This is a genomic window from Oricola sp. (assembly GCF_022763245.1).
Lineage (GTDB): Bacteria > Pseudomonadota > Alphaproteobacteria > Rhizobiales > Rhizobiaceae > Oricola.
In genome coordinates, this window is the sequence record NZ_JALEGV010000028.1 from 13,216 (window position 1) to 36,172 (window position 22,957).

At 63.8% G+C, this 22,957-nt stretch carries 22 protein-coding genes and 2 tRNA genes; 20 read left to right on the top strand and 4 right to left on the bottom strand.

Features of this window, described 5'->3' with window-relative positions:
* Positions 1–109: 109 nt before the first annotated feature.
* Entirely contained in the window at positions 110–1,087 is a 978-nt protein-coding gene (locus tag MRY80_RS12105; RefSeq protein ID WP_293291279.1) for an alpha/beta hydrolase, read from the bottom strand.
* Positions 1,088–1,257: 170 nt separating this feature from the next.
* Here MRY80_RS12105 and MRY80_RS12110 point away from each other — a divergent pair, with 170 nt between their 5' ends.
* The 5 genes from MRY80_RS12110 to MRY80_RS12130 all read left to right on the top strand — a co-directional run bounded on the left by MRY80_RS12110 (position 1,258) and on the right by MRY80_RS12130 (position 7,219).
* Positions 1,258–1,704 (top strand): Rrf2 family transcriptional regulator, encoded by a 447-nt coding sequence (locus MRY80_RS12110; protein WP_293291280.1) that lies wholly within the window; start codon positions 1,258–1,260, stop codon positions 1,702–1,704.
* Positions 1,705–1,870: 166 nt separating this feature from the next.
* The gene (locus MRY80_RS12115; RefSeq protein WP_293291281.1) at positions 1,871–2,509 is read left to right on the top strand and encodes an ATP-dependent Clp protease proteolytic subunit; all 639 of its coding nucleotides are present in this window, start codon (positions 1,871–1,873) and stop codon (positions 2,507–2,509) included.
* Between the two features lie 261 nt (positions 2,510–2,770).
* Positions 2,771–4,057 (top strand): ATP-dependent Clp protease ATP-binding subunit ClpX, encoded by a 1,287-nt coding sequence (gene clpX, locus MRY80_RS12120; protein ID WP_293291282.1) that lies wholly within the window; start codon positions 2,771–2,773, stop codon positions 4,055–4,057.
* 272 nt (positions 4,058–4,329) lie between these two features.
* On the top strand, positions 4,330–6,759 hold the full coding sequence (lon, locus tag MRY80_RS12125; RefSeq protein WP_293291283.1) for an endopeptidase La: 2,430 nt from the start codon (positions 4,330–4,332) through the stop codon (positions 6,757–6,759).
* A 184-nt stretch (positions 6,760–6,943) separates the two neighbouring features.
* Positions 6,944–7,219, top strand: a complete 276-nt coding sequence (locus MRY80_RS12130; protein WP_293291284.1) for an HU family DNA-binding protein — start codon at positions 6,944–6,946, stop codon at positions 7,217–7,219.
* 76 nt (positions 7,220–7,295) lie between these two features.
* Here the strand turns inward: MRY80_RS12130 and MRY80_RS12135 are convergent, their stop codons facing one another.
* From MRY80_RS12135 to MRY80_RS12145, 3 genes are all read right to left on the bottom strand, one after another.
* The gene (locus MRY80_RS12135; protein WP_293291285.1) at positions 7,296–8,165 is read right to left on the bottom strand and encodes a D-alanyl-D-alanine carboxypeptidase family protein; all 870 of its coding nucleotides are present in this window, start codon (positions 8,163–8,165) and stop codon (positions 7,296–7,298) included.
* Positions 8,166–8,372: 207 nt separating this feature from the next.
* On the bottom strand, positions 8,373–9,887 hold the full coding sequence (locus MRY80_RS12140) for a malonyl-CoA synthase (RefSeq protein ID WP_293291286.1): 1,515 nt from the start codon (positions 9,885–9,887) through the stop codon (positions 8,373–8,375).
* Between the two features lie 134 nt (positions 9,888–10,021).
* Positions 10,022–10,097, bottom strand: a tRNA-Val gene (locus MRY80_RS12145).
* 192 nt (positions 10,098–10,289) lie between these two features.
* Between MRY80_RS12145 and MRY80_RS12150 the strand changes: the two genes are divergently transcribed.
* The 15 genes from MRY80_RS12150 (at position 10,290) to nuoK (ending at position 22,953) form a co-directional block, all read left to right on the top strand.
* Positions 10,290–10,366: transfer RNA gene (locus MRY80_RS12150), tRNA-Asp, on the top strand.
* Positions 10,367–10,979: 613 nt separating this feature from the next.
* The gene (locus tag MRY80_RS12155; RefSeq protein ID WP_293291287.1) at positions 10,980–11,345 is read left to right on the top strand and encodes an NADH-quinone oxidoreductase subunit A; all 366 of its coding nucleotides are present in this window, start codon (positions 10,980–10,982) and stop codon (positions 11,343–11,345) included.
* Positions 11,336–11,911 (top strand): NADH-quinone oxidoreductase subunit B, encoded by a 576-nt coding sequence (locus MRY80_RS12160; RefSeq protein WP_293291288.1) that lies wholly within the window; start codon positions 11,336–11,338, stop codon positions 11,909–11,911. The genes MRY80_RS12155 and MRY80_RS12160 overlap by 10 nt, the downstream gene beginning before the upstream one ends.
* A 30-nt stretch (positions 11,912–11,941) precedes the next feature.
* Positions 11,942–12,550 carry an NADH-quinone oxidoreductase subunit C gene (locus MRY80_RS12165; RefSeq protein ID WP_293291289.1) on the top strand — a complete coding sequence of 203 codons (609 nt, stop codon included), beginning with the start codon at positions 11,942–11,944 and terminating at the stop codon, positions 12,548–12,550.
* A gap of 41 nt (positions 12,551–12,591) precedes the next feature.
* Positions 12,592–12,975, top strand: coding sequence for a four helix bundle protein (locus tag MRY80_RS12170; RefSeq protein ID WP_293291290.1), 384 nt, complete (start codon positions 12,592–12,594; stop codon positions 12,973–12,975).
* A gap of 68 nt (positions 12,976–13,043) precedes the next feature.
* Positions 13,044–14,234 carry an NADH-quinone oxidoreductase subunit D gene (locus MRY80_RS12175; protein ID WP_293291291.1) on the top strand — a complete coding sequence of 397 codons (1,191 nt, stop codon included), beginning with the start codon at positions 13,044–13,046 and terminating at the stop codon, positions 14,232–14,234.
* Positions 14,234–15,328, top strand: coding sequence for an NADH-quinone oxidoreductase subunit NuoE (gene nuoE, locus MRY80_RS12180; RefSeq protein WP_293291292.1), 1,095 nt, complete (start codon positions 14,234–14,236; stop codon positions 15,326–15,328). Before MRY80_RS12175 ends, nuoE begins: the two co-directional genes overlap by 1 nt.
* A 12-nt stretch (positions 15,329–15,340) precedes the next feature.
* On the top strand, positions 15,341–16,645 hold the full coding sequence (nuoF, locus tag MRY80_RS12185) for an NADH-quinone oxidoreductase subunit NuoF (RefSeq protein ID WP_293291293.1): 1,305 nt from the start codon (positions 15,341–15,343) through the stop codon (positions 16,643–16,645).
* A 134-nt stretch (positions 16,646–16,779) separates the two neighbouring features.
* Positions 16,780–17,757, top strand: coding sequence for a hypothetical protein (locus MRY80_RS27295; RefSeq protein ID WP_346433399.1), 978 nt, complete (start codon positions 16,780–16,782; stop codon positions 17,755–17,757).
* Positions 17,758–17,768: 11 nt separating this feature from the next.
* Positions 17,769–18,230 carry a DUF3291 domain-containing protein gene (locus MRY80_RS12195; protein ID WP_293291294.1) on the top strand — a complete coding sequence of 154 codons (462 nt, stop codon included), beginning with the start codon at positions 17,769–17,771 and terminating at the stop codon, positions 18,228–18,230.
* 24 nt (positions 18,231–18,254) lie between these two features.
* Complete coding sequence (gene nuoG / locus MRY80_RS12200; RefSeq protein ID WP_293291295.1) at positions 18,255–20,342, top strand: NADH-quinone oxidoreductase subunit NuoG; 2,088 nt, start codon at positions 18,255–18,257, stop codon at positions 20,340–20,342.
* 33 nt (positions 20,343–20,375) lie between these two features.
* Complete coding sequence (gene nuoH / locus MRY80_RS12205) at positions 20,376–21,410, top strand: NADH-quinone oxidoreductase subunit NuoH (RefSeq protein ID WP_293291296.1); 1,035 nt, start codon at positions 20,376–20,378, stop codon at positions 21,408–21,410.
* Positions 21,411–21,427: 17 nt separating this feature from the next.
* Entirely contained in the window at positions 21,428–21,919 is a 492-nt protein-coding gene (gene nuoI, locus MRY80_RS12210; RefSeq protein ID WP_293291297.1) for an NADH-quinone oxidoreductase subunit NuoI, read from the top strand.
* 96 nt (positions 21,920–22,015) lie between these two features.
* The gene (locus tag MRY80_RS12215; RefSeq protein WP_293291298.1) at positions 22,016–22,639 is read left to right on the top strand and encodes an NADH-quinone oxidoreductase subunit J; all 624 of its coding nucleotides are present in this window, start codon (positions 22,016–22,018) and stop codon (positions 22,637–22,639) included.
* A gap of 5 nt (positions 22,640–22,644) precedes the next feature.
* A complete protein-coding gene (gene nuoK / locus MRY80_RS12220) occupies positions 22,645–22,953 on the top strand; it encodes an NADH-quinone oxidoreductase subunit NuoK (RefSeq protein ID WP_293291299.1) in 309 nt (102 codons plus the stop codon).
* The last annotated feature ends 4 nt before the right edge of the window (positions 22,954–22,957 follow it).

Below are 22,957 nucleotides of genomic sequence, written 5' to 3' on the forward strand. Positions count from 1 at the left end.
TGGATACCGGGCTCGATACCGAAAGCGTCGAGTAGTCTGGCCGGTGATTCTGCACGTGGCTTGCGCAAATCGATGCCATGCGAAGTCGCGGGTTCGCGGGCGCTTGCGGTCAGCCGCGTGTGTCGCGCAGGAAGGCGAGAAGCCGGTCGGTGACCTCGTCCGGGCGTTCCAGCGGCAGCCAGTGGCCGGCGCCCGCAAGGACGTGGGAGCCGCGCAGGTCGGGCACCAAAGACGGCATGGCGGCGATGATGTCCGTCATGCCGGGAATGGCGAGGCCCGGGTCCCGTTCGCCGATCATGAAGAGGGCCGGGACTGTGACCCTGGTTCCGGCAAACGCCTGCTGCAGCTGCCAGTTGCGGTCGAGATTGCGGTAGTAGTTGAGGCCGCCGGTGAAGCCCGACCGTTCGAAGGCCTCGACCATGGCGGCGAAATCCGCCTGGGGCACGAAGGCCGGCGGGCTGCCGGGATCCGGCAGGGGAGACAGGAGACCGCGGGCGCGGTCGACCATCCCGAAAGGATTGGGCGTCGCGTCGCCCGGCGCGCGCGGTCCGGCCTCGCCGCTCGCCGCGAAGAGCAGTTTTCGGAGCGTCGTCGCGGTGTCGCGTGCGAACTCGGCGTCCGCGACGCCCGGTTCCTGAAAATAGAGGGTGTAGAATTCGGCGTCTTCGGTCCGCGGGAAGATCTGCGTCGGCGGCACGGGCGGCTGGCCCATCATCGGAACGCTCATCGCCGCCACGGCGCGAAAGCGGTCTGGCCGCATCAGGGCCGCCTGCCAGGCGATGGTGGCGCCCCAATCGTTGCCGACGATGACGGCCTGCTGTTCGCCCAGGGAGTCGAGCAGCGCCACAAGGTTGCCGACCGCGTGGATGACCGAATAGCGGTCGACCTCCGCCGGTGCCTCGGACGCGCCGTAGCCAGGCATGTCCGGCGCGACGGCCCGGTATCCGGCGCCGACCAGCGCGGGAATCTGGTTCTTCCACGACAGCTTCGTTTCCGGGAAGCCATGGCACAGGAGCACGAGCAGGCCGTTCCCCTCGTCGAGGACACTGAATTCGAGGGTTCGGGTGGTGACGGTTTTTTCTGTCATGTCTTGTCTCTTGGCGCGCCGCCCGGCTGGCTGGCGCGCGACGAGCGCGATCGGGGCCAACAGGACGTTGCGGCGCAGCATGGGGTTTTCCAAATTATGCGTAACTGTATATGTTGCGGAAAATCGCTGACGTCAAGTTTGTGAAACATAAAAAGTTACGGAAAGCTCCGATGAGAAAAAACGCGCAGTTGCCCCGCATGCTTCACGTGCTGGTTCACATGGGTCTGCTGGACGGCCGGGAGACGTCGGAGACGATCGCGCAGATGCTCAACACCAATCCGGTGGTGGTGCGCCGGACCCTCGGGGCGCTGCGCGACGCGGGGATCGTCGCGTCGGAGGGCGGACGGGGCGGCGGCTGGAAGCTGGTGAAGGCGCTGGCGGATATCACGGTCCTGGATGTCCAGAAGGCGCTGAACCCCGGCGCGATCCTGCCGGCGGCGCTGTCCGACGATCATCCGGCCTGTCCCGTCGAGCGGGCGTCCAACGCGGTCCTGGAAAGCGCCCATGCGGCGGCCGAGCGAGAACTGATGCGCAGCTACGGCGCGACGACGCTTGCCGACATCGCCGCGACGGCGCTCGAAAGCGCGGCTGCAGGTGCCTCGGAACGTCCGGGTTGACGCGCGCCGGCGGATGCGGTTTTCACCGCGCGCCGCCGGTTAAGCTAAACACCATCGCCCGTCTTGCGGAACCGGAGGGGGGCGCCCTATCTATTGGGCGACAAAACAGCCGATTCCCGGGCGCGATTCGTGTCGCGCCGCAATTCGAAATTCCGAAAGGGCTCACATGGGCAATCCGATCGACGCCGCAATGTATCTCATTCCGACGGTTATTGAGCAGACCAACCGCGGTGAACGCGCCTATGACATCTATTCGCGCCTTCTCAAGGAGCGCATCGTCTTCGTGACCGGTCCGGTCGAAGACGGCATGGCGTCTTCCGTCTGCGCCCAGCTCCTGTGGCTGGAAGCGGAGAACCCGAAGAAGGAAATCGCGATGTACATCAACTCGCCGGGCGGGGTGGTGACGTCGGGTCTGGCGATCTACGACACGATGCAGTTCATCAAGCCGCCGGTTTCGACGCTGTGCATCGGCCAGGCCGCCTCCATGGGCTCGCTGCTGCTGGCCGCCGGCGCCAAGGACATGCGTTTCTCGCTGCCGAATTCGCGCATCATGGTCCACCAGCCTTCGGGCGGCTACCAGGGGCAGGTGACCGACATCCTGATCCATGCGCGCGAAGTTGAATCGCTGAAGCGCCGCCTCAACGAGATCTACGTGCAGCACACCGGCCGCTCCTATGACGACATCGAAGATGCGCTGGAGCGCGACAACTTCATGACGGCGCAGACGGCGCTCGAATTCGGCCTGATCGACCGCGTGATCGAATCCCGCGCGGCGATCGAGACGACCGACAGCTCGGCCGGTTAGCGCGTCGCGGGTGTCGCGGCATGGTTACGCAACGTCGGCTTGTGCAAGCCGGCGTTCGATCTTTGGCCTTAAAGGTTCTGTAAAGGTCAGGCGTCGAATGTGTGGAATCGTTGCGTACGCCGCTGATATGTGTACGAATGCGGTTTGAAGCATTTGTGACGCGGCATGTGTTCGATCCGGACGCCGGGTCGTGAAATTGAAGTCGGGATCGCATGATCGGACGGGTTGTCCGGAGGGCGCGATCCTCTGAAAGGAACGAGAATGAGCAAGGTTGGCAACAGTGGCGGTGGTGGAGGAGGCGACTCCAAGAACACCCTCTACTGCTCTTTCTGCGGCAAGAGCCAGCACGAGGTGCGCAAGCTGATCGCGGGCCCGACCGTCTTCATCTGCGATGAATGCGTCGAACTTTGCATGGACATCATCCGCGAGGAGAACAAGTCCTCCATGGTCAAGAGCCAGGAGGGCGTTCCGACGCCGCAGGAAATCCTCGGCGTGCTCGATGACTATGTCATCGGCCAGGGCCATGCCAAGCGGATCCTCTCGGTGGCCGTGCACAACCACTACAAGCGTCTCGCCCATGCCGAGAAGAACGAGGATGTGGAGCTCGCGAAGTCGAACATCCTGCTGATCGGGCCGACGGGTTGCGGCAAGACGCTGCTGGCGCAGACGCTGGCGCGGATTATCGACGTGCCCTTCACCATGGCCGACGCGACCACGCTGACGGAAGCCGGCTATGTCGGCGAGGACGTTGAGAACATCATCCTGAAGCTGCTGCAGGCCTCCGACTACAATGTCGAGCGCGCCCAGCGCGGCATCGTCTACATCGACGAGATCGACAAGATTTCCCGCAAGTCGGACAATCCGTCGATCACGCGCGACGTGTCGGGTGAGGGCGTCCAGCAGGCGCTTCTGAAGATCATGGAAGGCACGGTCGCTTCGGTTCCGCCGCAGGGCGGGCGCAAGCATCCGCAGCAGGAATTCCTGCAGGTGGACACGGCCAACATCCTGTTCATCTGCGGCGGCGCCTTCGCCGGCCTCGACAAGATCATCTCCGATCGCGGCCGCAACACGTCGATCGGTTTCGGCGCCTCCGTCGAATCGGCCGATGACCGGAAGGCGGGCGAACTGTTCCGCAAGGTGGAGCCGGAAGACCTGTTGCGCTTCGGCCTGATCCCGGAATTCGTCGGCCGACTGCCGGTCCTGGCGACGCTGGAGGATCTCGACGAGGAAGCGCTGGTGCGCATTCTGACCGAGCCGAAGAACGCGCTCGTCAAGCAGTATCAGCGCCTGTTCGAGATGGAGGATGTGAGCCTCATCTTCCACGAGGACGCACTGCGCGCGATCACCCGCAAGGCGATCGAACGCAAGACCGGTGCGCGCGGCCTTCGTTCCATCATGGAAGCGATCCTGCTCGACACGATGTTCGAACTGCCGGCGCTGGAAGGCGTGCGCGAAGTGGTGATTTCCGAGGAAGTCATTTCCGGAAGCGCGCGACCGCTCTACATCTATGCCGACCGGGCAGACGACAAGGAAAACGCGTCGGCCTGACGCTCGTCCTTCATCGCAGTTTCGTGAAAAGGCCGGGCGACCGGCCTTTTCCTTTTTGAACTGTGCGTCGCACCATTGCGCAACGCGCGCAACGGCGCGAAACTCATCCCCGAATCCGCGATGCTGCTTTGCAACAAGCGTCACGCGGCTTGGTTTCAATCCGTTGAAATCGGCGGCCCGCAGAACCAAGTAGAAGGGACGTTCCCGAAACGGGGCCATCAGGCACGGCAGGGAGCGTCCGAAAGCCTACAAAGGCACGAAAGGAAGTGACTATGGCTGAAGCCGAACAGAAAACGACAACGGGTGGAAATGACGGGCTCTACGCCGTTCTTCCGCTGCGTGACATTGTTGTTTTCCCGCACATGATCGTACCGCTCTTCGTCGGCCGCGAGAAATCGATCCGCGCGCTCGAAGACGTGATGGAAAACGATCGGCAGATTCTGCTCGTGACACAGAAGGACGCGGGTGACGACGACCCGACGCCCGACGCGATCTACACCCACGGCACGGTCGCCAACGTTCTCCAGCTCCTCAAACTTCCCGACAACACGGTGAAGGTGCTGGTCGAGGGCGTCTCGCGCATGGAGATCAGCGGCTATTCGGACCGCTCGAACTACCTGGAAGCAGAGGCCACGTCGATCGGCGAGCCCGAGGAAGACGAGGTCGAACTGGCCGCGCTGGCGCGTTCGGTCGTCTCCGAGTTCGAGAGCTACGTGAAGCTCAACAAGAAGATTTCGCCGGACATCGTCGCGGCGGTGACCCAGATCGAGGAGCCCTCCAAGCTCGCCGACACGGTCGCCTCGCACCTGTCGATCAAGATCGGCGAGAAGCAGGACATTCTCGAAACGTCGAGCGTGAAGTCGCGCCTTGAAAAGGCGCTCGGCCACATGGAGTCGGAGATTTCCGTGCTGCAGGTGGAGAAGCGCATCCGCAGCCGCGTGAAGCGGCAGATGGAGAAGACGCAGCGCGAATATTACCTCAACGAGCAGATGAAGGCGATCCAGAAGGAGCTGGGCGACGGCGAGGACGGCCACAACGAGTTGGCCGAGCTGGAGGAGCGCATCGCCAAGACCAAGCTCTCCAAGGAAGCGCGCGAGAAGGTCGACACCGAGGTCAAGAAGCTCAAGCAGATGAGCCCGATGTCCGCGGAAGCCACCGTCGTGCGCAACTATCTGGACTGGATGCTGTCGATCCCGTGGAAGAAGAAGTCGAAGGTCAAATACGACCTCGACGTCGCCCAGGAGGTGCTCGACCACGACCATTACGGCCTCGAAAAGGTCAAGGACCGGATCGTCGAGTATCTCGCCGTCCAGAAGCGCCAGAACAAGCTGAAGGGCCCGATCCTGTGCCTCGTCGGACCGCCCGGCGTCGGCAAGACCTCGCTCGGCAAGTCGATTGCGCGGGCGACGGGTCGCGAATTCGTGCGCATGGCGCTTGGCGGCGTGCGTGACGAGGCCGAGATCCGGGGTCACCGGCGCACCTATATCGGCTCGATGCCCGGCAAGGTCATCCAGTCGATGAAGAAGGCGAAGAAGTCCAACCCGCTCTTCCTGCTCGACGAGATCGACAAGATGGGCATGGATTTCCGCGGCGATCCGTCGTCGGCGCTTCTCGAGGTGCTGGATCCGGAACAGAACGCCACGTTCATGGACCACTATCTGGAGGTCGAATACGACCTGTCGGACGTGATGTTCATCACCACGGCGAACACGCTCAACATTCCGGCTCCGCTGATGGACCGCATGGAGATCATTCGCATCGCCGGCTACACCGAGGACGAGAAGGTGGAGATCGCACGCAGGCACCTGCTGCCGAAGGCGATCCGCGACCATGCCCTCCAGGAGGGCGAGTTCTCGATCTCCGACGAGGCGCTGCGGCAGGTCATCCGCACCTACACCCGCGAGGCGGGCGTGCGTAACCTCGAGCGCGAGCTGATGACGCTGGCGCGAAAGGCGGTGACGGAGATCCTGCGCACCGACAAGACCGAGATCGAGGTCACGCCGGACAATCTGGACGATTTCCTCGGCGTGCCGCGGTTCCGGTTCGGCCAGGTCGAGGGCGAGGACCAGGTCGGCGTGGTCACGGGTCTGGCGTGGACCGAGGTCGGCGGCGAGTTGCTGACGATCGAGGGCGTCATGATGCCCGGCAAGGGCAAGATGACGGTCACGGGCAACCTGCGTGACGTGATGAAGGAATCGATTTCGGCTGCGGCGTCCTACGTCCGTTCGCGCGCTGTCGATTTCGGCATCGAGCCGCCGAGCTTCGAGAAGCGGGACATCCACGTCCACGTGCCCGAGGGCGCGACGCCAAAGGACGGTCCGTCCGCCGGCATCGCCATGGCCACGGCCATCGTCTCGGTGCTGACCGGCATTCCGGTGCGCAAGGACATCGCCATGACCGGCGAGATCACCCTGCGCGGCCGCGTGCTGCCGATCGGCGGTTTGAAGGAGAAGATGCTTGCGGCCCTGCGCGGCGGCATCAAGACGGTGCTGATCCCCGAAGACAACGTCAAGGATCTCGCCGACATTCCGGAAAACGTGAAGAGCGAGCTCGAAATCATCCCGGTCGGCCGCATCGGACAGGTTCTGGATCATGCGCTCACGCGCAAGCCTGAACCCATCGAATGGAAGGAAGCGGTCGATTCGGTGACGGGCGATGTCGCCCCGATCGAGGACGATGGCGTCACCAACCTGGCGCATTGACCCACCTGAGATGGTGAGAAGTTGTAAACGCCGCTGAAAAGCGGCGTTTTTCCTTTGATTTTCCGGCGTTTCCGGGGCATTGCGCTTCGGCTTGGCGACGAATCCGTTTATGGTCGCGCCTGTTTACGGTCGGTCAGGTCGCGCAAGCGTCCGGCGACCGCTCTGATCGAGAAGGAATTTGACAATGAATAAGAACGAGCTTGCCGCCGCAGTGGCGGAAAAGACGGGGCTAGGGAAGGGTGATGCGGCGTCTGCGGTCGACGCCGTGTTCGAAACGATCACCGAAACGCTGAAAGCCGGCGGCGACGTCCGCGTGCTGGGCTTCGGCAATTTCGGCGTGAACCAGCGTGCCGCCACCACCGGCCGCAACCCGCTGACCGGTCAGCCCGTCGACATTCCGGCCAAACGCGTGGCGAAGTTCTCCGCCGGCAAGGGCCTGAAGGACGCGCTCAACAGCTGACGTCAGCGACATCGCGAATGTCATCTGAACCGCGGTCATCGGAAGATGGCCGCGGTTTTTCTTGTTCAGGCCGGGATCAGCGGCGGCGGGCGCGGTTGAAGGAGGCGGTCAGGAGCTGCGTCATGTGGGCGTCACGCGCCGAGCCGGACTTGCCGCCCATGACCACGGCGACGAGCGAGCGGCCGTTGCGGCGCACGGAGGCTGCGAGATTGTAGCCCGAAGCGCGCGTGTAGCCCGTCTTCAGCCCGTCTGCGCCGGAGACCATGCCGAGGACCTTGTTGTGGCCGCGCACGGTCTTGCCGCGATACTCGAAGCTCGTGAGGCGGAAATAAGAATAGTGCTGCGGGAAGTCGCGGCGCAGCGCGAGCGCCAGCGTCGCCATGTCGCGCGCGGTGGTGCGCATCGCGGAATCGGGCAGGCCGGACGCGTTGGTGAAGACGGTGCGGCTCATGCCGAGCGCGCGCGCCTTGGAGGTCATGCGGCGGGCGAAGGCCTTTTCGCTGCCGCCGAGCTTTTCGGCGACCGCGGTGGCGACGTCGTTGGCCGACTTGACGACGAGGGCCCGCAGGGCGGTGTCGACGTCGATGCTGGAGCCGGCCTTCATGTAGAGCTTCGACGCCGGTTGCTTCGCTGCATTGGCCGAAATGGTGATCTCGGAGGTTTTGGACAGCCGGCCGGTCTCAAGCGCCTCGAAGACGAGATAGATGGTCATCATCTTCGTCAGCGACGCGGGATAGCGCGTCTGGTCTTCGGCGACGGCGTAGAGCGTCTTGCCGGAGTTGGCGTCGATGACGATCGACGCGTATTTTGAGGCCTCGGCCTGCGGGGCGGCGATTTCGAGCGTGTCGGACACCGAGCAGGCCGAAAGCGCGGTGACGGCCAGGACAAGCAGGAGAGAGGCGAACGATCGGCGGATGCGGGAAGCGGGGCTCAGAGCGGGCTCCATCGGCGAAGTCGGTCGGTGGCGGGGCTACTCAGCGTCAATAGCATGAAGACGGCGCGTGTCCAGCGAAGCTTGGCGCGGCAGCCGCAACGCCCGAAAAAGCCCGCGCGGACGGCGCGGTCCAGGTGCTCTTTGCGGGCTTTGTGGCTTGCTGGCGGCGCCTCGGAGGCAGGGTGATTCGCCGGCGGTGCGGCGGCCGCCGGGCGTCTGTCAGCCTTGCGTGAAGGCGTCTCCATAGGTGTCGCGCAGCACGTTCTTCTGCACCTTGCCCATGGTGTTGCGAGGCAGGGTATCGACGAAGCGCCAGGCGCGCGGATGCTTGAAGCGGGCGAGGTCGGCGTCGATGGCGGCCTGGAGCGGGCCGAGATCGAGCGGTTGGCCATCGTCCGTGACGATGACGGCGACGACGCCTTCGCCGAAGTCGGAATGCGGCGCGCCGATGACGGCCGATTCGACGACGCCGTCGAGCTTGTCGAGAACGGATTCGATTTCCTTGGGATAGATGTTGTAGCCGCCGGCGATGATCAGGTCCTTGCCGCGGCCGACGATGGCGACGCGGCCGTCTTCCGTCTGGGTGCCGAGGTCGCCGGTGACGAAGAAGCCGTCCCCGGTGAATTCCTCGGCGGTCTTCTCCGGCATGTTCCAATAGCCCTTGAAGACGTTCGGCCCGCGCACCTGGATGCTGCCGACCTCGTCATGAACCGGATCGCCGGCGTCGTCGCAGACGCGCACCTCGACGCCGGGCAGGGCGTAGCCGACGGTGCCGGCGATTCGGTCGCCCTCATAGGGGTTGGAGGTGATCATGCCGGCCTCGGTCATGCCGTAGCGCTCCAGGATGCGGTGGCCGCTGCGTTGTTCGAAGGCTTCGTGGTTTTGCGCGGTCAGCGGCGCCGAGCCGGAGATGAACAGGCGCATATGCGCGCATTCGTCGGCGGAGAAATCCGCCTGGTCCATCAGGCGGGTGTAGAAGGTCGGCACGCCCATCATCACGGTGGCGTCGGGCAGGGCGGCGCGCACCGCCGCGACGTCGAATTTCGGCATGAACAGCATCGGCGAGGCGTTCAGCATGGCGCAATGCAACGCGACGAACAGGCCGTGGACATGGAAGATCGGCAGCGCGTGGAGCAGCACGTCGCCCGGCTGGAAGCCCCAATAGTCGACAAGCGTCAGGCCGTTGGAGGAGAGGTTCGCGTGGGTGAGCATCGCGCCCTTGGAGCGCCCCGTCGTGCCGGATGTGTAGAGGATCGCGGCGAGATCGTCGTCGGCGCGCTCCAGGATGCTTTCATGAGGCGCGGCGTCGGCCGCGTGCTGCATCAGCGTTCCGCCGCCCTCGGCGTCGAGGGTGAGAATCGTCGGCGGGGTCCAGTCGAGCGTGCCGGCTGCGTAACGGTCGCGATTCTCCGGGGTGCAGACGAACAGAGCGGGCTCGGCGTCGCCGAGGAAATAGCCGACTTCCGACGGCGTATAGGCCGTGTTGAGCGGGATGAAGACGGCGCCGGTGCGCAGGCAGGCGAGATAAAGGGCGACGGCTTCGGCCGACTTTTCCACCTGAACCACCACGCGATCGCCGGGCTTGACGTTCGAGGCGACAATCACGCCGGCGATGCGCGCGGCCAGCGCGTCGACGTCGCCATAGGTCAGCGTTCTGCCGGTCATGACGAGGCAGGGCCGGTCGAGCCGATCGCGGAAGCGCTCGCTCAGAATGGCGTAAAGGTTCTGGTTCATCGGATTGTCCTCCCGTCAAAGTCCGGCCCCATGGGCTTTGTCGAGCCGGGCGGCCGTGTCAAGGCGGGCGCGCGTGACGCGTTATTCACGTCAGGTTTGCCCTGCCTGGACCGGAAAACATTCTTTGGAAAAGGTGGTGGGCGGTGAGAGGCTCGAACTCCCGACATCTTCGGTGTAAACGAAGCGCTCTACCAACTGAGCTAACCGCCCGGACCGTGGCGCGTATCTAAGCGCGAAACCTTCCCGATGCAAGCATTTGTCGGCTCGCGCGCCGCTCTCGGGCGAGGGGAAATCGGTCGTCGTCACAAATTTGCAATTCGGGTGAATTCGTACGCTTGACAGGGTTTGGGATACACCTTAAGTCACCGCTCACGCTTCGACCAACAAGGTCGTCGCAACCGCGCGGGTGTAGCTCAGTTGGTTAGAGTGCCGGCCTGTCACGCCGGAGGTCGCGGGTTCGAGCCCCGTCACTCGCGCCATTTTTTCAATGGCTTAGGTTGCAAAGTGAAACTTCCCCTTCTGGGGGAAGCAAAGCGTTCGCGCTCCGCGCGGCCCTGCGTCGCGCAGGCTTTCCAGACCGCAAATTCGACATCAAACGACCGGCCATCAGGGCGTCCACGGACTGTGGGCAATCGACGCGAAGCCGCTCGATCCATCGGGTCCTTTCCGGATGGCTCACGGGGCGAATCGGATTCGCACCGCTTCCGGCCAGAACCTTCAAGACAGTGTCGATCGTTTCGGACGTTTTTTCGATCACGTCCTCATCGAAGACGGGCGACGAGCAATCGGCGGTCCGCGCATGCGCCGCGCTCTTCGGATCTCTTCGCTGTTGTCCAGAAGGGGAGGTGCATTGGCGCGCCGTCGGAATCATATCATGACAAAAATTGTCAGGTTTTTTCCGTGGCTTGCGATGGCAAGCCGTTGACGCCGAGAGCGAATTTTCGCGCTGCTTTTGGCCTATTGTGCACTTGCGTAGAGCCTCCCCAAGGTCTAACCCGTCACCATCGGAAAAGCGGCAGGCGCCCCTTGTTGAGGCCCGCGGGAAACGCCCTCGACGCCGTGTGCCGCGCAACGAAACGGTGAAGCCCTATCATGGACGCAGTCGTCGCCTCCTATTTGCCAATCATCATCTTTCTTGTGGTTTGCGCCGTCATCGGCGGCGCCCTGATGATTGCCCCCTTTGTCGTCGCCTACAAGAACCCGGATCCCGAGAAGCTGTCCGCCTATGAGTGCGGCTTCAACGCCTTCGACGATGCGCGCATGAAGTTCGACGTGCGCTTCTATCTCGTCGCGATCCTGTTCATCATCTTCGACCTGGAAGTCGCCTTCCTGTTTCCCTGGGCGGTTTCCTTCGGCGAACTCGGCATGTTCGGATTCTGGTCGATGATGGTGTTCCTCGGCGTGCTGACCATCGGCTTCATCTATGAATGGAAGAAAGGGGCGCTGGAATGGGATTGAGCGACACCACTCTCGTCGCGCCGCAGCCCAGGGGCGTGATCGACCCGAAGACCGGCAAGCCGATTGGCGCCGATGATCCGTTCTTCGGCGAGATGAACAACGAGCTCGCCGACAAGGGCTTCCTGGTCACCTCGACCGACGAGCTGATCAACTGGGCGCGCACCGGCTCCCTGATGTGGATGACCTTCGGTCTCGCCTGCTGCGCCGTCGAGATGATGCAGATGTCGATGCCGCGCTACGACTGCGAGCGCTTCGGCTTTGCGCCGCGCGGCTCTCCGCGCCAGTCCGACGTGATGATCGTCGCCGGCACGCTGACCAACAAGATGGCGCCGGCGCTTCGCAAGGTCTACGACCAGATGCCCGAGCCGCGCTACGTCATATCAATGGGCTCCTGCGCAAACGGCGGCGGCTATTACCACTATTCCTATTCGGTTGTGCGCGGTTGCGACCGGGTCGTTCCGGTCGACATCTACGTGCCGGGCTGCCCGCCGACCGCCGAGGCGCTGCTCTACGGCGTCCTCCTCCTGCAGAAGAAGATTCGCCGCACCGGCACGATCGAACGCTGATCGCGCACAGGCAACGGAGCCGCACAGACGATGGCAACCACCGAAACGCTCACCGACTTGTCCAGCACGCTTTCCGATTCGCTGGAAGGGATCGATTACGAAGCGTCGATCGCCTATGGCGAACTGACGCTCGTCACCGATTCCGGCAATCTGATCGAACTGCTCACGGCGCTTCGCAATGACGTGCAGTTGAAATTCGTGTCGATCATCGACGTGACCGCCGTGGACTATCCCGGCCGCGCGCGCCGCTTCGACGTCGTCTATCACCTGATGTCGCCGACCCTGAACCAGCGCCTGCGCGTCAAGATCGAGACCGACGAGGACACGCCTGTGCCGAGCGCCGTCAGCGTCTTCCCGGGCGCCAACTGGTTCGAGCGCGAAACCTACGACATGTATGGCGTGCTGTTCTCCGGCCATCCGGACCTGCGCCGCCTGCTGACCGATTACGGTTTCGAGGGACACCCGCTGCGCAAGGACTTCCCGGTCACCGGGTTCGTCGAGGTGCGTTACGACGACGAGCAGAAGCGCGTCGTCTACGAGCCGGTGAAGCTGCGCCAGGAGTTCCGCGATTTCGATTTCCTTTCGCCATGGGAAGGCACGGATTACGTGCTGCCGGGCGATGAGAAGAAGAGTCAGTAGTGGGTAGTCGGTAGCGAGTAGGGTTATGTTGGTTTGACGAGGTGGCTAGGAAACCTGCGCAGTCATACAGGGACCTTCTGGTCTGGGACGCCGCAATGGCGCTCGCCGAAGTTGTCTATCGTTTCACGCAGTCGTTTCCAAAGGAAGAGGCATACGGACTGACTTCGCAGATGAGGAGAAGCGGCGTATCTATCGCTTCGAACATCGCCGAGGGATATGGCCGGGAAAACCGCGGATCGTTTGTCCAGTTTCTTCGTGTGGCGCAGGGCTCGCTGAAGGAACTCGAAACGCAAGCGATGATCGCGAAACGAGTTGGAATAATGCCGGCAGAGGACGAAAAAGCGCTTCTGGACCGATGTGAAGAGACAGGGAAAATGCTGCGGGCCTTGATACGTACGGTCCAGAGCAAGCAGGCGGGCGAATAGACAGAGTGATCCATGAAAACTACTGACTTCTCACTACTGACTACTGACTTTCCCGCGCGGAGCGCGTCATGATCGAGCATAACGTTCGTAACTTCACGATCAACTTCGGCCCGCAACACCCTGCGGCGCATGGTGTTTTGCGTCTCGTCCTCGAACTGGACGGCGAGGTGTGCGAGCGCGTCGATCCGCATATCGGCCTCCTGCATCGCGGCACCGAGAAGCTGATGGAGCAGAAGACCTATCTGCAAGCCGTGCCCTATCTCGACCGGCTCGACTATGTCGCGCCGATGAACCAGGAGCATGCCTATGCGCTCGCCGTCGAGCGGATGCTCGACCTCGAGGTGCCGAAGCGCGGCCAGCTGATCCGCGTTCTCTATTCCGAGATCGGCCGTATCCTCTCGCACATCCTCAACATCACCACGCAGGCGCTCGACGTCGGCGCGCTGACCCCGCCGCTGTGGGGCTTCGAGGAGCGCGAGAAGCTGATGGTGTTCTACGAGCGGGCCTGCGGCGCGCGCATGCACGCGGCCTATTTCCGGCCCGGTGGCGTGCACCAGGACATCCCGCAGCAGCTCGTCGAGGACATCGGCAACTGGATCGACCCGTTCCTGAAGGTGGTGGACGATCTCGACAACCTCCTGACCGCCAACCGCATCTTCAAGCAGCGCAATGTCGATATCGGCGTCGTCAAGCTGGAGGACGCCTGGGCGTGGGGTTTCTCCGGCGTCATGGTGCGCGGCTCGGGCGCCAAATGGGACCTGCGCAAGTCGCAGCCCTATGAGTGCTACGAGGAGATGGATTTCCAGATTCCGATCGGCAAGAACGGCGACTGCTTCGACCGCTACCTCATCCGCATGGAAGAGATGCGCCAGGCCGCCAAGATCATGCGGCAATGCGTGGATCGTCTGCTCGGCACGGAAGCGGTCGGCCCGGTCTCCAACACCGACGGCAAGGTGGTTCCGCCGAAGCGCGGCGAGATGAAGCGCTCGATGGAAGCGCTCATCCACCACTTCAAGCTCTATACCGAGGGCTATCACGTGCCCGCCGGCGAAGTTTACGCCGCCGTCGAGGCGCCGAAGGGCGAATTCGGGGTCTATCTGGTCTCCGACGGATCGAACAAACCCTACAAGGTGAAGCTGCGCGCGCCGGGTTTCGCGCATTTGCAGGCGATGGACTTCCTGTGCCGCGGCCACATGCTGGCCGACGTCTCCGCCGTGCTCGGCTCCCTCGATATCGTGTTTGGTGAGGTGGACCGCTGATGTCTGTTCGTCGTCTCGCAGAAGAAAACGTCCAGCCGGCCGAATTCGCCTTCAATCCGGCGATGTCCGCCGAGGCGGAAAAATGGATCGGGAAATACCCGGAAGGCCGCCAGCAATCCGCCGTCATTCCGCTGCTCATGCTTGCGCAGGAACAGGACGGATGGGTGACGCGTGCCGCCATCGAGCATGTCGCCGCGAAGCTCGACATGCCGAAGATCCGCGTGCTCGAGGTCGCGACCTTCTACACCCAGTTCATGCTGCAGCCCGTGGGCACGAAGGCGCATGTGCAGGTGTGCGGCACGACGCCGTGCATGCTGCGGGGCGCAGAGGACCTCAAGCGGGTCTGCCAGAACAAGATCGCGCATGATCCCTTCGCGCTGAACGGCGACGGCACGCTGTCTTGGGAAGAGGTCGAGTGCCAGGGCGCCTGCGTCAACGCGCCGATGGTGATGATCGGCAAGGACACCTACGAGGACCTGACGCCGGAGCGCCTGGAAGAGATCATCGACGCCTTCGAGGCGGGCAATGGCGACACGATCACACCCGGACCGCAGATCGACCGCGCCTTCTCGGCGCCGGCCGGCGGCCTGACGACGCTGACCGACGACGGGCCGGCAACGCCGGGCTACGGCAGCGACGCCAGCTCCACGATCAAGGTCGCTGCGACGGCGAGCAGCCTGATGCCCAAGGTAAAGCCGGTCGAACAGACCGTCGAAGGCGGCAATCCGACCATGAAGCTTGCCGCGACCGCATCAGGCCGTGCGAAGGCGCCGGACGCGGAAGAGGCGGCATCGGACGATGCCGAACCTGCGCTCGACGACGCCAACCGTCCCGCCGGCATCGACAAGCCGGACCAGCCGGACGACCTGAAGCTGATCTCGGGCGTCGGCCCGAAGATCGAGGGCGTCCTCAATTCGCTTGGCATCTACACCTTCGCGCAGGTCGCGCAGTGGAACGAAGCCGAGCGCGCATGGGTGGACAGCTATCTGAAATTCAAGGGCCGGATCGACCGCGACGAGTGGGTCAAGCAGGCCGACGCCCTGTCGAAAGGCCCTGAGGAATATGCCAGGGTGTTCGGCAAGGAGCCGCGGTGAAGGGACTGAGTGATGCTCGCTGACAAGGATCGCATTTTCACCAATATCTACGGCCTGCGCGACAAGAGCCTCGACGGCGCGATGGCGCGCGGCCATTGGGACAACACCAAGGGCCTGATCGACAAGGGTCGCGACTGGATCATCGACGAGATGAAGGCGTCGGGCCTGCGCGGGCGCGGCGGTGCCGGCTTCCCGACGGGCCTGAAATGGTCGTTCATGCCGAAGCAGAATGACGGGCGGCCGCATTACCTCGTCGTCAATGCCGACGAGTCCGAGCCGGGCACCTGCAAGGACCGCGACATCATGCGCCACGATCCGCATACGCTGATCGAGGGCTGCGTGATCGCCGGCTGCGCCATGGGCGCGAACACGGCCTACATCTACATTCGCGGCGAATATATCCGCGAGCGCGAGGCGCTGCAGCGCGCCATCGACGAGTGCTACGCCGCCGGCCTTCTCGGCAAGGACAACAAGTGCGGCTGGGACATGGACGTCCATCTGCATCACGGTGCCGGCGCCTATATCTGCGGCGAGGAAACCGCGTTGATCGAAAGCCTGGAAGGCAAGAAGGGCCAGCCGCGCCTGAAGCCGCCATTCCCGGCCAATGTCGGACTCTATGGCTGCCCGACGACGGTCAACAACGTCGAATCCATCGCGGTTGCACCGACGATTCTGCGGCGCGGCGCGTCGTGGTTCTCGTCGATCGGCCGCGAGAACAATGTCGGCACGAAGCTCTTCATGGTGTCGGGGCACGTCAACAATCCCTGCACCTTCGAGGAAGCGATGGGACTGCCGTTCCGCGACATCATCGAAAAGCATTGCGGCGGCATTCGCGGCGGCTGGGACAATCTGCTGGCGGTGATCCCCGGCGGCGCGTCCTGTCCGGTCGTGCGCGGCGAGGACATGGCCGACGCGATCATGGATTTCGACGGCATGCGCGAGCTGAAGTCCTCCTTCGGCACCGGCGGCATGATCGTCATGGACAAGTCGACCGACATCGTGAAGGCGATCTGGCGCATCGCGGCCTTCTTCAAGCACGAGAGCTGCGGCCAGTGCACGCCGTGCCGCGAGGGCACAGGCTGGATGATGCGCGTGCTGGAGCGCATGGTGCAGGGCAACGCCCACAAGCGCGAGATCGACATGCTGTTCGAGGTGTCCAAGCAGGTCGAGGGTCACACGATCTGCGCGCTCGGCGACGCGGCCGCATGGCCGGTGCAGGGCCTGATCCGCAATTTCCGCCCGGAGATCGAGCGCCGTATCGACGAATTCTCCCGCAATTCGCACGGGGTTCCGCCGGTCTTGGAAGCCGCGGAATAAGACATCAATTGGCCGCGTGACGGCCGGGCGGATCAACCGCCGAAACGAGGAAACGCAAGGGGTAGGGGAAAACGAACGGACGCTGAATACCCAAGGAGGTTTCAATGCCGGAATCGACGCACCCGGAAGTGAAAATGAGCACCGATACTCCCTTCGCCGGTCTGGCCGGCGAGATGACCGAAATGCAGAAGGACGCCATCGCCTGGATGACGAATGCCTCTGCGACGCGATTCGGCGGGCTCCCCAACCTCGCGGCCCATCCGATGGGCGCGGTGGCCGCGGCCTCGGCGATCGGCATGGGCATGGCCAGCCAGATGTTCGGCATTTTCGCCGGTTCGATGGCGGGCGCGATGCAGGCCGCCAACATGCTCGCCAATGAGACGACCGGCGGGCCGCCGGCACCGTTCGGCCTCGTCAATCCGATGAGTTTCGACCTGGCGGCGGGTTCGTTTGCCGACGACAAGACCGAACAACCGGAAGCGGTCGTCGCCCCGGTCGTGGAAAAGGTCGCGCCGAAGCCTGTCGCAGCCCACAAGCCGGTTGCCGGCAAGCTGGAAGCCAAGACGCCGGCAGTGAAGACGCCAGTCGCCAAGAAAACAGAAGCCAAGAAGAGCGAGACCAAGGAGCCCGAGGCGAAGGCCGTCGAGGCCAAGACGCCAGCGGTGAAGAAGTCCGTGGCCAGGAAGCCGGCAGCCAAGAGCGTGGCCGCCGCACCGGCCGTGAAGGCAAAGGCTGCACCGGCGAAGAAGGCAGCGCCTGCGAAGGCGAAGCCGGCGAAAGCCGCACCCGCCGCGGCGGCGAAGCCCGAGCCCGTGGCACTCGCGGAACCTAAGGCGGCTGCGACGGTCGCGCCCGAAACGGTGATGCCTGAGGATTTCGTCAAGCCGAAGGCGCTTGCCAAGCCGGAGAAGCCGGACGATCTGAAGGCGATTTCCGGCGTCGGTCCGAAGCTCGAAAGCGTGCTGAACTCGATCGGTCTGTGGACCTACGAGCAGATCGCCGCCCTGACGCCCTACGAGGTCGCCTGGGTCGACGACTACCTGCAGTTCAAGGGTCGAATCCAGCGCGACGGCTGGATCGAGCAGGCAGCCCAACTCGCGAAGAAGGGCTGACCGGTACCGCCATGCATTTCGCCGAACTCAACATCGCAAGGCCGCTCTACGATCTCGACGATCCCCGCATCGCCGATTTCGTCGATCGGCTGGACGCGGTCAACGCGATCGCCGAGCGGTCGCCTGGCTTCGTCTGGCGGTTGAAGGAAGAGGCGGGAAATGCGCTGTCCGTTCAGGCGTTTGACGATCCGAGGCTGATCGTCAACATGAGCGTCTGGGAGACGCCCGAGCACCTAGAACATTTCGTCTGGAACACGGTGCACAAACAGGTTTACCGCCGCAAGGCGGAGTGGTTTAAGGCGCTCGCCGCACATCACTTCGTCATGTGGCGCGTCGAGGAAGGACACGTCCCGACGCTTGCCGAGGCCCGCGAGAAGCTCGAGCATCTCGACCGCCACGGCGACAGCGACGAGGCATTTGGATGGGCGCACCTGCCGCATGTCAGGCTCTGGCAAACGCAGCGTTGCGCTTGAGGATCGAAGGTTGGATTTCTTACCATGGCAGTGATCAAGGTTGACGGCAACGAGGTCGAGGTCCCCGACCACTACACGCTGCTGCAGGCGTGCGAGGAAGCGGGCGCGGAAGTGCCGCGCTTCTGTTTCCACGAGCGCCTGTCGATCGCGGGCAACTGCCGCATGTGCCTTGTCGAGGTGAAGGGCGGACCGCCCAAGCCGGCCGCGTCCTGCGCCATGGGCGTGCGCGACCTGCGCCCCGGGCCGGAAGGCCAGCCGCCGGAAGTCTTCACCAACACGCCGATGGTCAAGAAGGCCCGCGAAGGCGTGATGGAATTCCTGCTGATCAACCATCCGCTCGACTGCCCGATCTGCGACCAGGGCGGCGAATGCGACTTGCAGGACCAGGCGATGGCCTTCGGCGTCGATTCGACGCGCTACCAGGAAAACAAGCGCGCGGTCGAAGACAAATATATCGGCCCGCTGGTCAAGACGATCATGACGCGCTGCATCCACTGCACGCGCTGCGTCCGCTTCACCACGGAAGTCGCCGGCATTTCCGAACTCGGCCTGATCGGCCGCGGTGAGGACGCCGAGATCACCACCTATCTCGAACAGGCGATGACCTCTGAAATGCAGGGCAACGTGATCGACCTGTGCCCGGTCGGCGCCTTGACCTCGCGGCCTTACGAATTCCACGCCCGTCCGTGGGAACTGTCGAAGACCGAATCGATCGACGTGATGGACGCGGTCGGGTCCGCCATCCGCGTGGACACCCGCGGCCGCGAAGTGATGCGCGTCATGCCGCGCATCAACGAGGCGGTGAACGAGGAGTGGATCTCCGACAAGACGCGCTTCATCTGGGACGGCCTGCGCACGCAGCGCCTCGACCGGCCCTATGTGCGCAGCGCGGACGGCAAGCTGAAGCCGGCGTCGTGGGGTGAAGCCTTCGCGGCGGTCAAGACGGCGCTTGACGGCAAGTCCGGCGGACAGATCGGCGCGATCGCGGGTGACCTCGCGGGCGTCGAGGAAATGTACGCGCTCAAGGAACTGATGACGTCGCTCGGTTCGCCGAACATCGACTGCCGCCAGGACGGCGCGGCGCTCGATCCGTCGCTCGGCCGGGCGTCCTACCTGTTCAACCCGACCATCGAGGGCATTGAGCAGGCCGACGCGCTGCTGATCATCGGATCCAATCCGCGTTTCGAGGCGGCGGTGCTCAATGCGCGCATCCGCAAGGCCTGGCGCGCCAGCGAGATGAAGATCGGCGTGATCGGCGACATGGGCGACCTGCGCTACGATTACGAGATGCTGGGCGCCGGCGCGGAAACGCTGACCGACCTGGCCAACGGCTCGCATTCCTTCTTCGAGACGCTGAAGGGCGCCGAACGTCCGATGATCATCGTCGGGCAGGGCGCCTTGTCGGGGTCCGACGGCGCCGCGGTGCTGGCGCTTGCGGCGGCGATTGCCGACGCGACCGGCGCGCTCACCGAGGACTGGAACGGCTTTGCGGTGCTGCACACGGCGGCGGCGCGTGTCGGCGGTCTCGATCTCGGCTTCGTGCCGGGCGAGGGCGGCATGAATGCGGGCGCGGCGCTCACCGGCGCCGACGTGCTGTTCCTGCTCGGCGCCGACGAGATGGACCTTTCCGCACGCAAGCCGGACGGCTTCACGGTCTATATCGGCACGCATGGCGACATCGGCGCGCATCATGCCGACGTCATCCTGCCGGCCTCGGCCTATACCGAGAAGTCGGCGACCTATGTGAACACCGAGGGCCGCGTGCAGATGACGACGCGGGCGGGTTTCGCACCGGGCGACGCGAAGGAAGACTGGGCCATCCTGAGGGCGCTTTCCGACGTGCTCGGCCACAAGCTGCCCTTCGATTCGCTGGCCGAATTGCGCGCGAAACTGTACGAGGCGTATCCGCATTTCGCGCGGATCGACGCGATCGAACCCGGCGCTGCAGGCGGTATTGCTGCGCTTGCGAAAAAAGACGGGTCTTCGGACAAGTCTGCGTTTGCATCGCCGATCAAAGACTTCTATCTCACCAACCCAATCGCGCGGGCCTCCGCCGTCATGGCGGAATGTTCCAGCCTGGCGCAGCGCGGCTTCGCGCAGGCTGCAGAGTGATGCGGGGCAGAGGGCAGGACACGGACGGCATTCATGTTTGAGACCTACGTCATTCCCGGGCTGATCATCCTCCTGCAGACGCTCGTCCTGCTGGTCGCGCTGCTGGTGTTCACGGCCTTCATCCTCTACGCCGACCGCAAGGTCTGGGCCGCCGTGCAGTCGCGGCGCGGCCCGAACGTCGTCGGCCCGTGGGGTCTGCTGCAGTCCTTCGCCGACCTGTTGAAATTCGTGCTCAAGGAGCCGGTCGTTCCCGACAGCTCCAACAAGGGCATCTTCCTGCTCGCGCCCTTCATCTCGGCGACGCTGGCGCTGGCCGCATGGGCGGTGATCCCGCTGGCCGACGGCTGGGCGATCGCCTCTGTGAACGTAGGCATCCTCTACGTCTTCGCGATCTCCTCGCTGGAGGTCTACGGCGTGATCATGGCCGGCTGGGCGTCGAACTCGAAATATCCGTTCCTCGGCGCGCTGCGCTCTGCGGCGCAGATGGTCTCCTACGAGGTGTCCATCGGCTTCGTGATCGTCACCGTGCTGCTCTGCGTCGGTTCGCTGAACCTGTCGGACATCGTGCTCGCCCAGAAGGACGGCATCGGCACCTATGTGGGCCTGCCGAACACCTTCCTCGACTGGCACTGGCTCGGCCTCTTGCCGATGTTCGTGATCTTCTTCATCTCGGCGCTGGCCGAGACCAACCGCCCGCCCTTCGATCTGGTGGAAGCCGAATCCGAGCTCGTCGCCGGTCACATGATCGAGTATTCGTCGACGCCCTACATGCTGTTCATGCTGGGTGAGTACATCGCCATCCTGCTGATGTGCGCGCTGACGACGATCCTGTTCCTGGGCGGCTGGCTCCCGCCGTTCGACTTCGCGCCGTTCACCTGGCTGCCGGGCGTGTTCTGGTTCGTGCTGAAGCTCTGCATGGTCTTCTTCATGATCTCGATGGTGAAGGCCTTCGTGCCGCGCTACCGCTACGACCAGCTGATGCGTCTGGGCTGGAAGGTCTTCCTGCCGATCTCGCTGTTCATGGTGGTGGCGACCGCGGCGTTCCTGAAACTGACCGGCTGGGCCTGAGACGAGGGGACGATCACATGACCACACTCGCACACGCCGCCAAGCAACTGCTGCTGCTGGAGTTCATCTCCGCCTTCTTCCTGTCGATGCGTCGCTTCTTCGAGCCGAAGTTCACGGTCAACTACCCCTTCGAGAAGGGGCCGGTCAGCCCGCGCTTCCGTGGCGAGCATGCGCTGCGTCGTTATCCGAACGGCGAGGAACGCTGCATCGCCTGCAAGCTCTGCGAGGCGATCTGCCCGGCACAGGCGATCACGATCGAGGCCGGACCGCGCCGCAACGACGGCACGCGCCGCACGGTGCGCTACGACATCGACATGGTGAAATGCATCTATTGCGGCTTCTGCCAGGAAGCCTGCCCGGTGGACGCCATCGTCGAGGGTCCGAATTTCGAGTTCGCCACGGAGAGCCGTGAGGAACTCTACTACAACAAGGAAAAGCTTCTGGAGAACGGCGACCGGTGGGAGCGCGAAATCGCGCGCAACATCGGCATCGACGCGCCGTACCGCTAGGGGCACCACATCAAGACGCCGTTCCTTCGGAGCGGTGAAAAAATCCGGACCGGCGCTTCGCCGCGGGATCCGGGCAAGGAGATCGGGGAAGCGATCATGATTACTGGTTTGGGGGCGGCGTTCTTCTACCTCTTCGCCTTTGTCGCCGTTGCGAGCGCGTTCATGGTGATCGCGGCACGCAATCCCGTGCATTCGGTGCTCTATCTGATCCTGACGTTCTTCAACGCGGCAGCGCTGTTCCTGCTGACGGGTGCGGAATTCCTGTCGATGATTCTGCTCGTCGTCTATATCGGCGCGGTGGCGGTGCTGTTCCTGTTCGTCGTCATGATGCTGGACGTGGACTTCGCCTCGATGAAGCGCGGGGCGCTGGAATACGCGCCGATCGGCGCGATCGTCGGCGTGGTGCTCGGCGCGGAACTGGTGCTGGTGCTGGCCGCCTCGGCCTTCGATCTCGGCCGGCCGGCGACCACGTCGCTGCCGATGCCCGATCCGGCGGTTCGCCACAACACGGCGGCGCTGGGCGACATTCTTTACACGGACTACGTCTTCTTCTTCCAGATCGCGGGCATCGTCCTGCTGGTCGCCATGATCGGCGCGATCGTGCTGACGCTGCGCCCGCAGCGCCCGCATGTGAAACGCCAGAACATGGCCGCGCAGGTTGCGCGCAAGCCGGCCGACGCCATCGAGGTGGTCGATGTCGATACAGGCAAGGGGATCTGAGGCCCATGACCATCACCATTTCCCATTATCTGACGGTCAGCGCGCTGCTCTTTGTCATCGGCGTGTTCGGCATCTTCCTGAACCGCAAGAACGTGATCGTCATCCTGATGTCGGTCGAACTGATCCTGCTTTCGGTGAACCTGAACTTCGTCGCCTTCTCCGCGCATCTGCAGGACATGGTCGGCCAGGTCTTCGCCCTGTTCGTGCTGACGGTGGCCGCCGCCGAAGCGGCGATCGGGCTCGCAATTCTCGTCGTCTTCTATCGCAATCGCGGCTCCATCGCGGTCGAAGACGTCAACATGATGAAGGGCTGACGGC

Coding starts and splice junctions, on each gene's coding strand:
- nuoE (WP_293291292.1), top strand. CDS start 14,234: ATGTCTGTTCGTCGTCTCGCAGAAGAAAACGTCCAGCCGGCCGAATTC.
- MRY80_RS12155 (WP_293291287.1), top strand. CDS start 10,980: ATGGACGCAGTCGTCGCCTCCTATTTGCCAATCATCATCTTTCTTGTG.
- lon (WP_293291283.1), top strand. CDS start 4,330: ATGGCTGAAGCCGAACAGAAAACGACAACGGGTGGAAATGACGGGCTC.
- clpX (WP_293291282.1), top strand. CDS start 2,771: ATGAGCAAGGTTGGCAACAGTGGCGGTGGTGGAGGAGGCGACTCCAAG.
- MRY80_RS12105 (WP_293291279.1), bottom strand. CDS start 1,087: ATGACAGAAAAAACCGTCACCACCCGAACCCTCGAATTCAGTGTCCTC.
- MRY80_RS12110 (WP_293291280.1), top strand. CDS start 1,258: ATGAGAAAAAACGCGCAGTTGCCCCGCATGCTTCACGTGCTGGTTCAC.
- MRY80_RS12130 (WP_293291284.1), top strand. CDS start 6,944: ATGAATAAGAACGAGCTTGCCGCCGCAGTGGCGGAAAAGACGGGGCTA.
- MRY80_RS12140 (WP_293291286.1), bottom strand. CDS start 9,887: ATGAACCAGAACCTTTACGCCATTCTGAGCGAGCGCTTCCGCGATCGG.
- nuoH (WP_293291296.1), top strand. CDS start 20,376: ATGTTTGAGACCTACGTCATTCCCGGGCTGATCATCCTCCTGCAGACG.
- MRY80_RS12195 (WP_293291294.1), top strand. CDS start 17,769: ATGCATTTCGCCGAACTCAACATCGCAAGGCCGCTCTACGATCTCGAC.
- MRY80_RS12115 (WP_293291281.1), top strand. CDS start 1,871: ATGGGCAATCCGATCGACGCCGCAATGTATCTCATTCCGACGGTTATT.
- MRY80_RS12160 (WP_293291288.1), top strand. CDS start 11,336: ATGGGATTGAGCGACACCACTCTCGTCGCGCCGCAGCCCAGGGGCGTG.
- nuoI (WP_293291297.1), top strand. CDS start 21,428: ATGACCACACTCGCACACGCCGCCAAGCAACTGCTGCTGCTGGAGTTC.
- nuoF (WP_293291293.1), top strand. CDS start 15,341: ATGCTCGCTGACAAGGATCGCATTTTCACCAATATCTACGGCCTGCGC.
- MRY80_RS12175 (WP_293291291.1), top strand. CDS start 13,044: ATGATCGAGCATAACGTTCGTAACTTCACGATCAACTTCGGCCCGCAA.
- MRY80_RS12165 (WP_293291289.1), top strand. CDS start 11,942: ATGGCAACCACCGAAACGCTCACCGACTTGTCCAGCACGCTTTCCGAT.
- nuoK (WP_293291299.1), top strand. CDS start 22,645: ATGACCATCACCATTTCCCATTATCTGACGGTCAGCGCGCTGCTCTTT.
- MRY80_RS12215 (WP_293291298.1), top strand. CDS start 22,016: ATGATTACTGGTTTGGGGGCGGCGTTCTTCTACCTCTTCGCCTTTGTC.
- MRY80_RS12135 (WP_293291285.1), bottom strand. CDS start 8,165: ATGGAGCCCGCTCTGAGCCCCGCTTCCCGCATCCGCCGATCGTTCGCC.
- nuoG (WP_293291295.1), top strand. CDS start 18,255: ATGGCAGTGATCAAGGTTGACGGCAACGAGGTCGAGGTCCCCGACCAC.
- MRY80_RS27295 (WP_346433399.1), top strand. CDS start 16,780: ATGAGCACCGATACTCCCTTCGCCGGTCTGGCCGGCGAGATGACCGAA.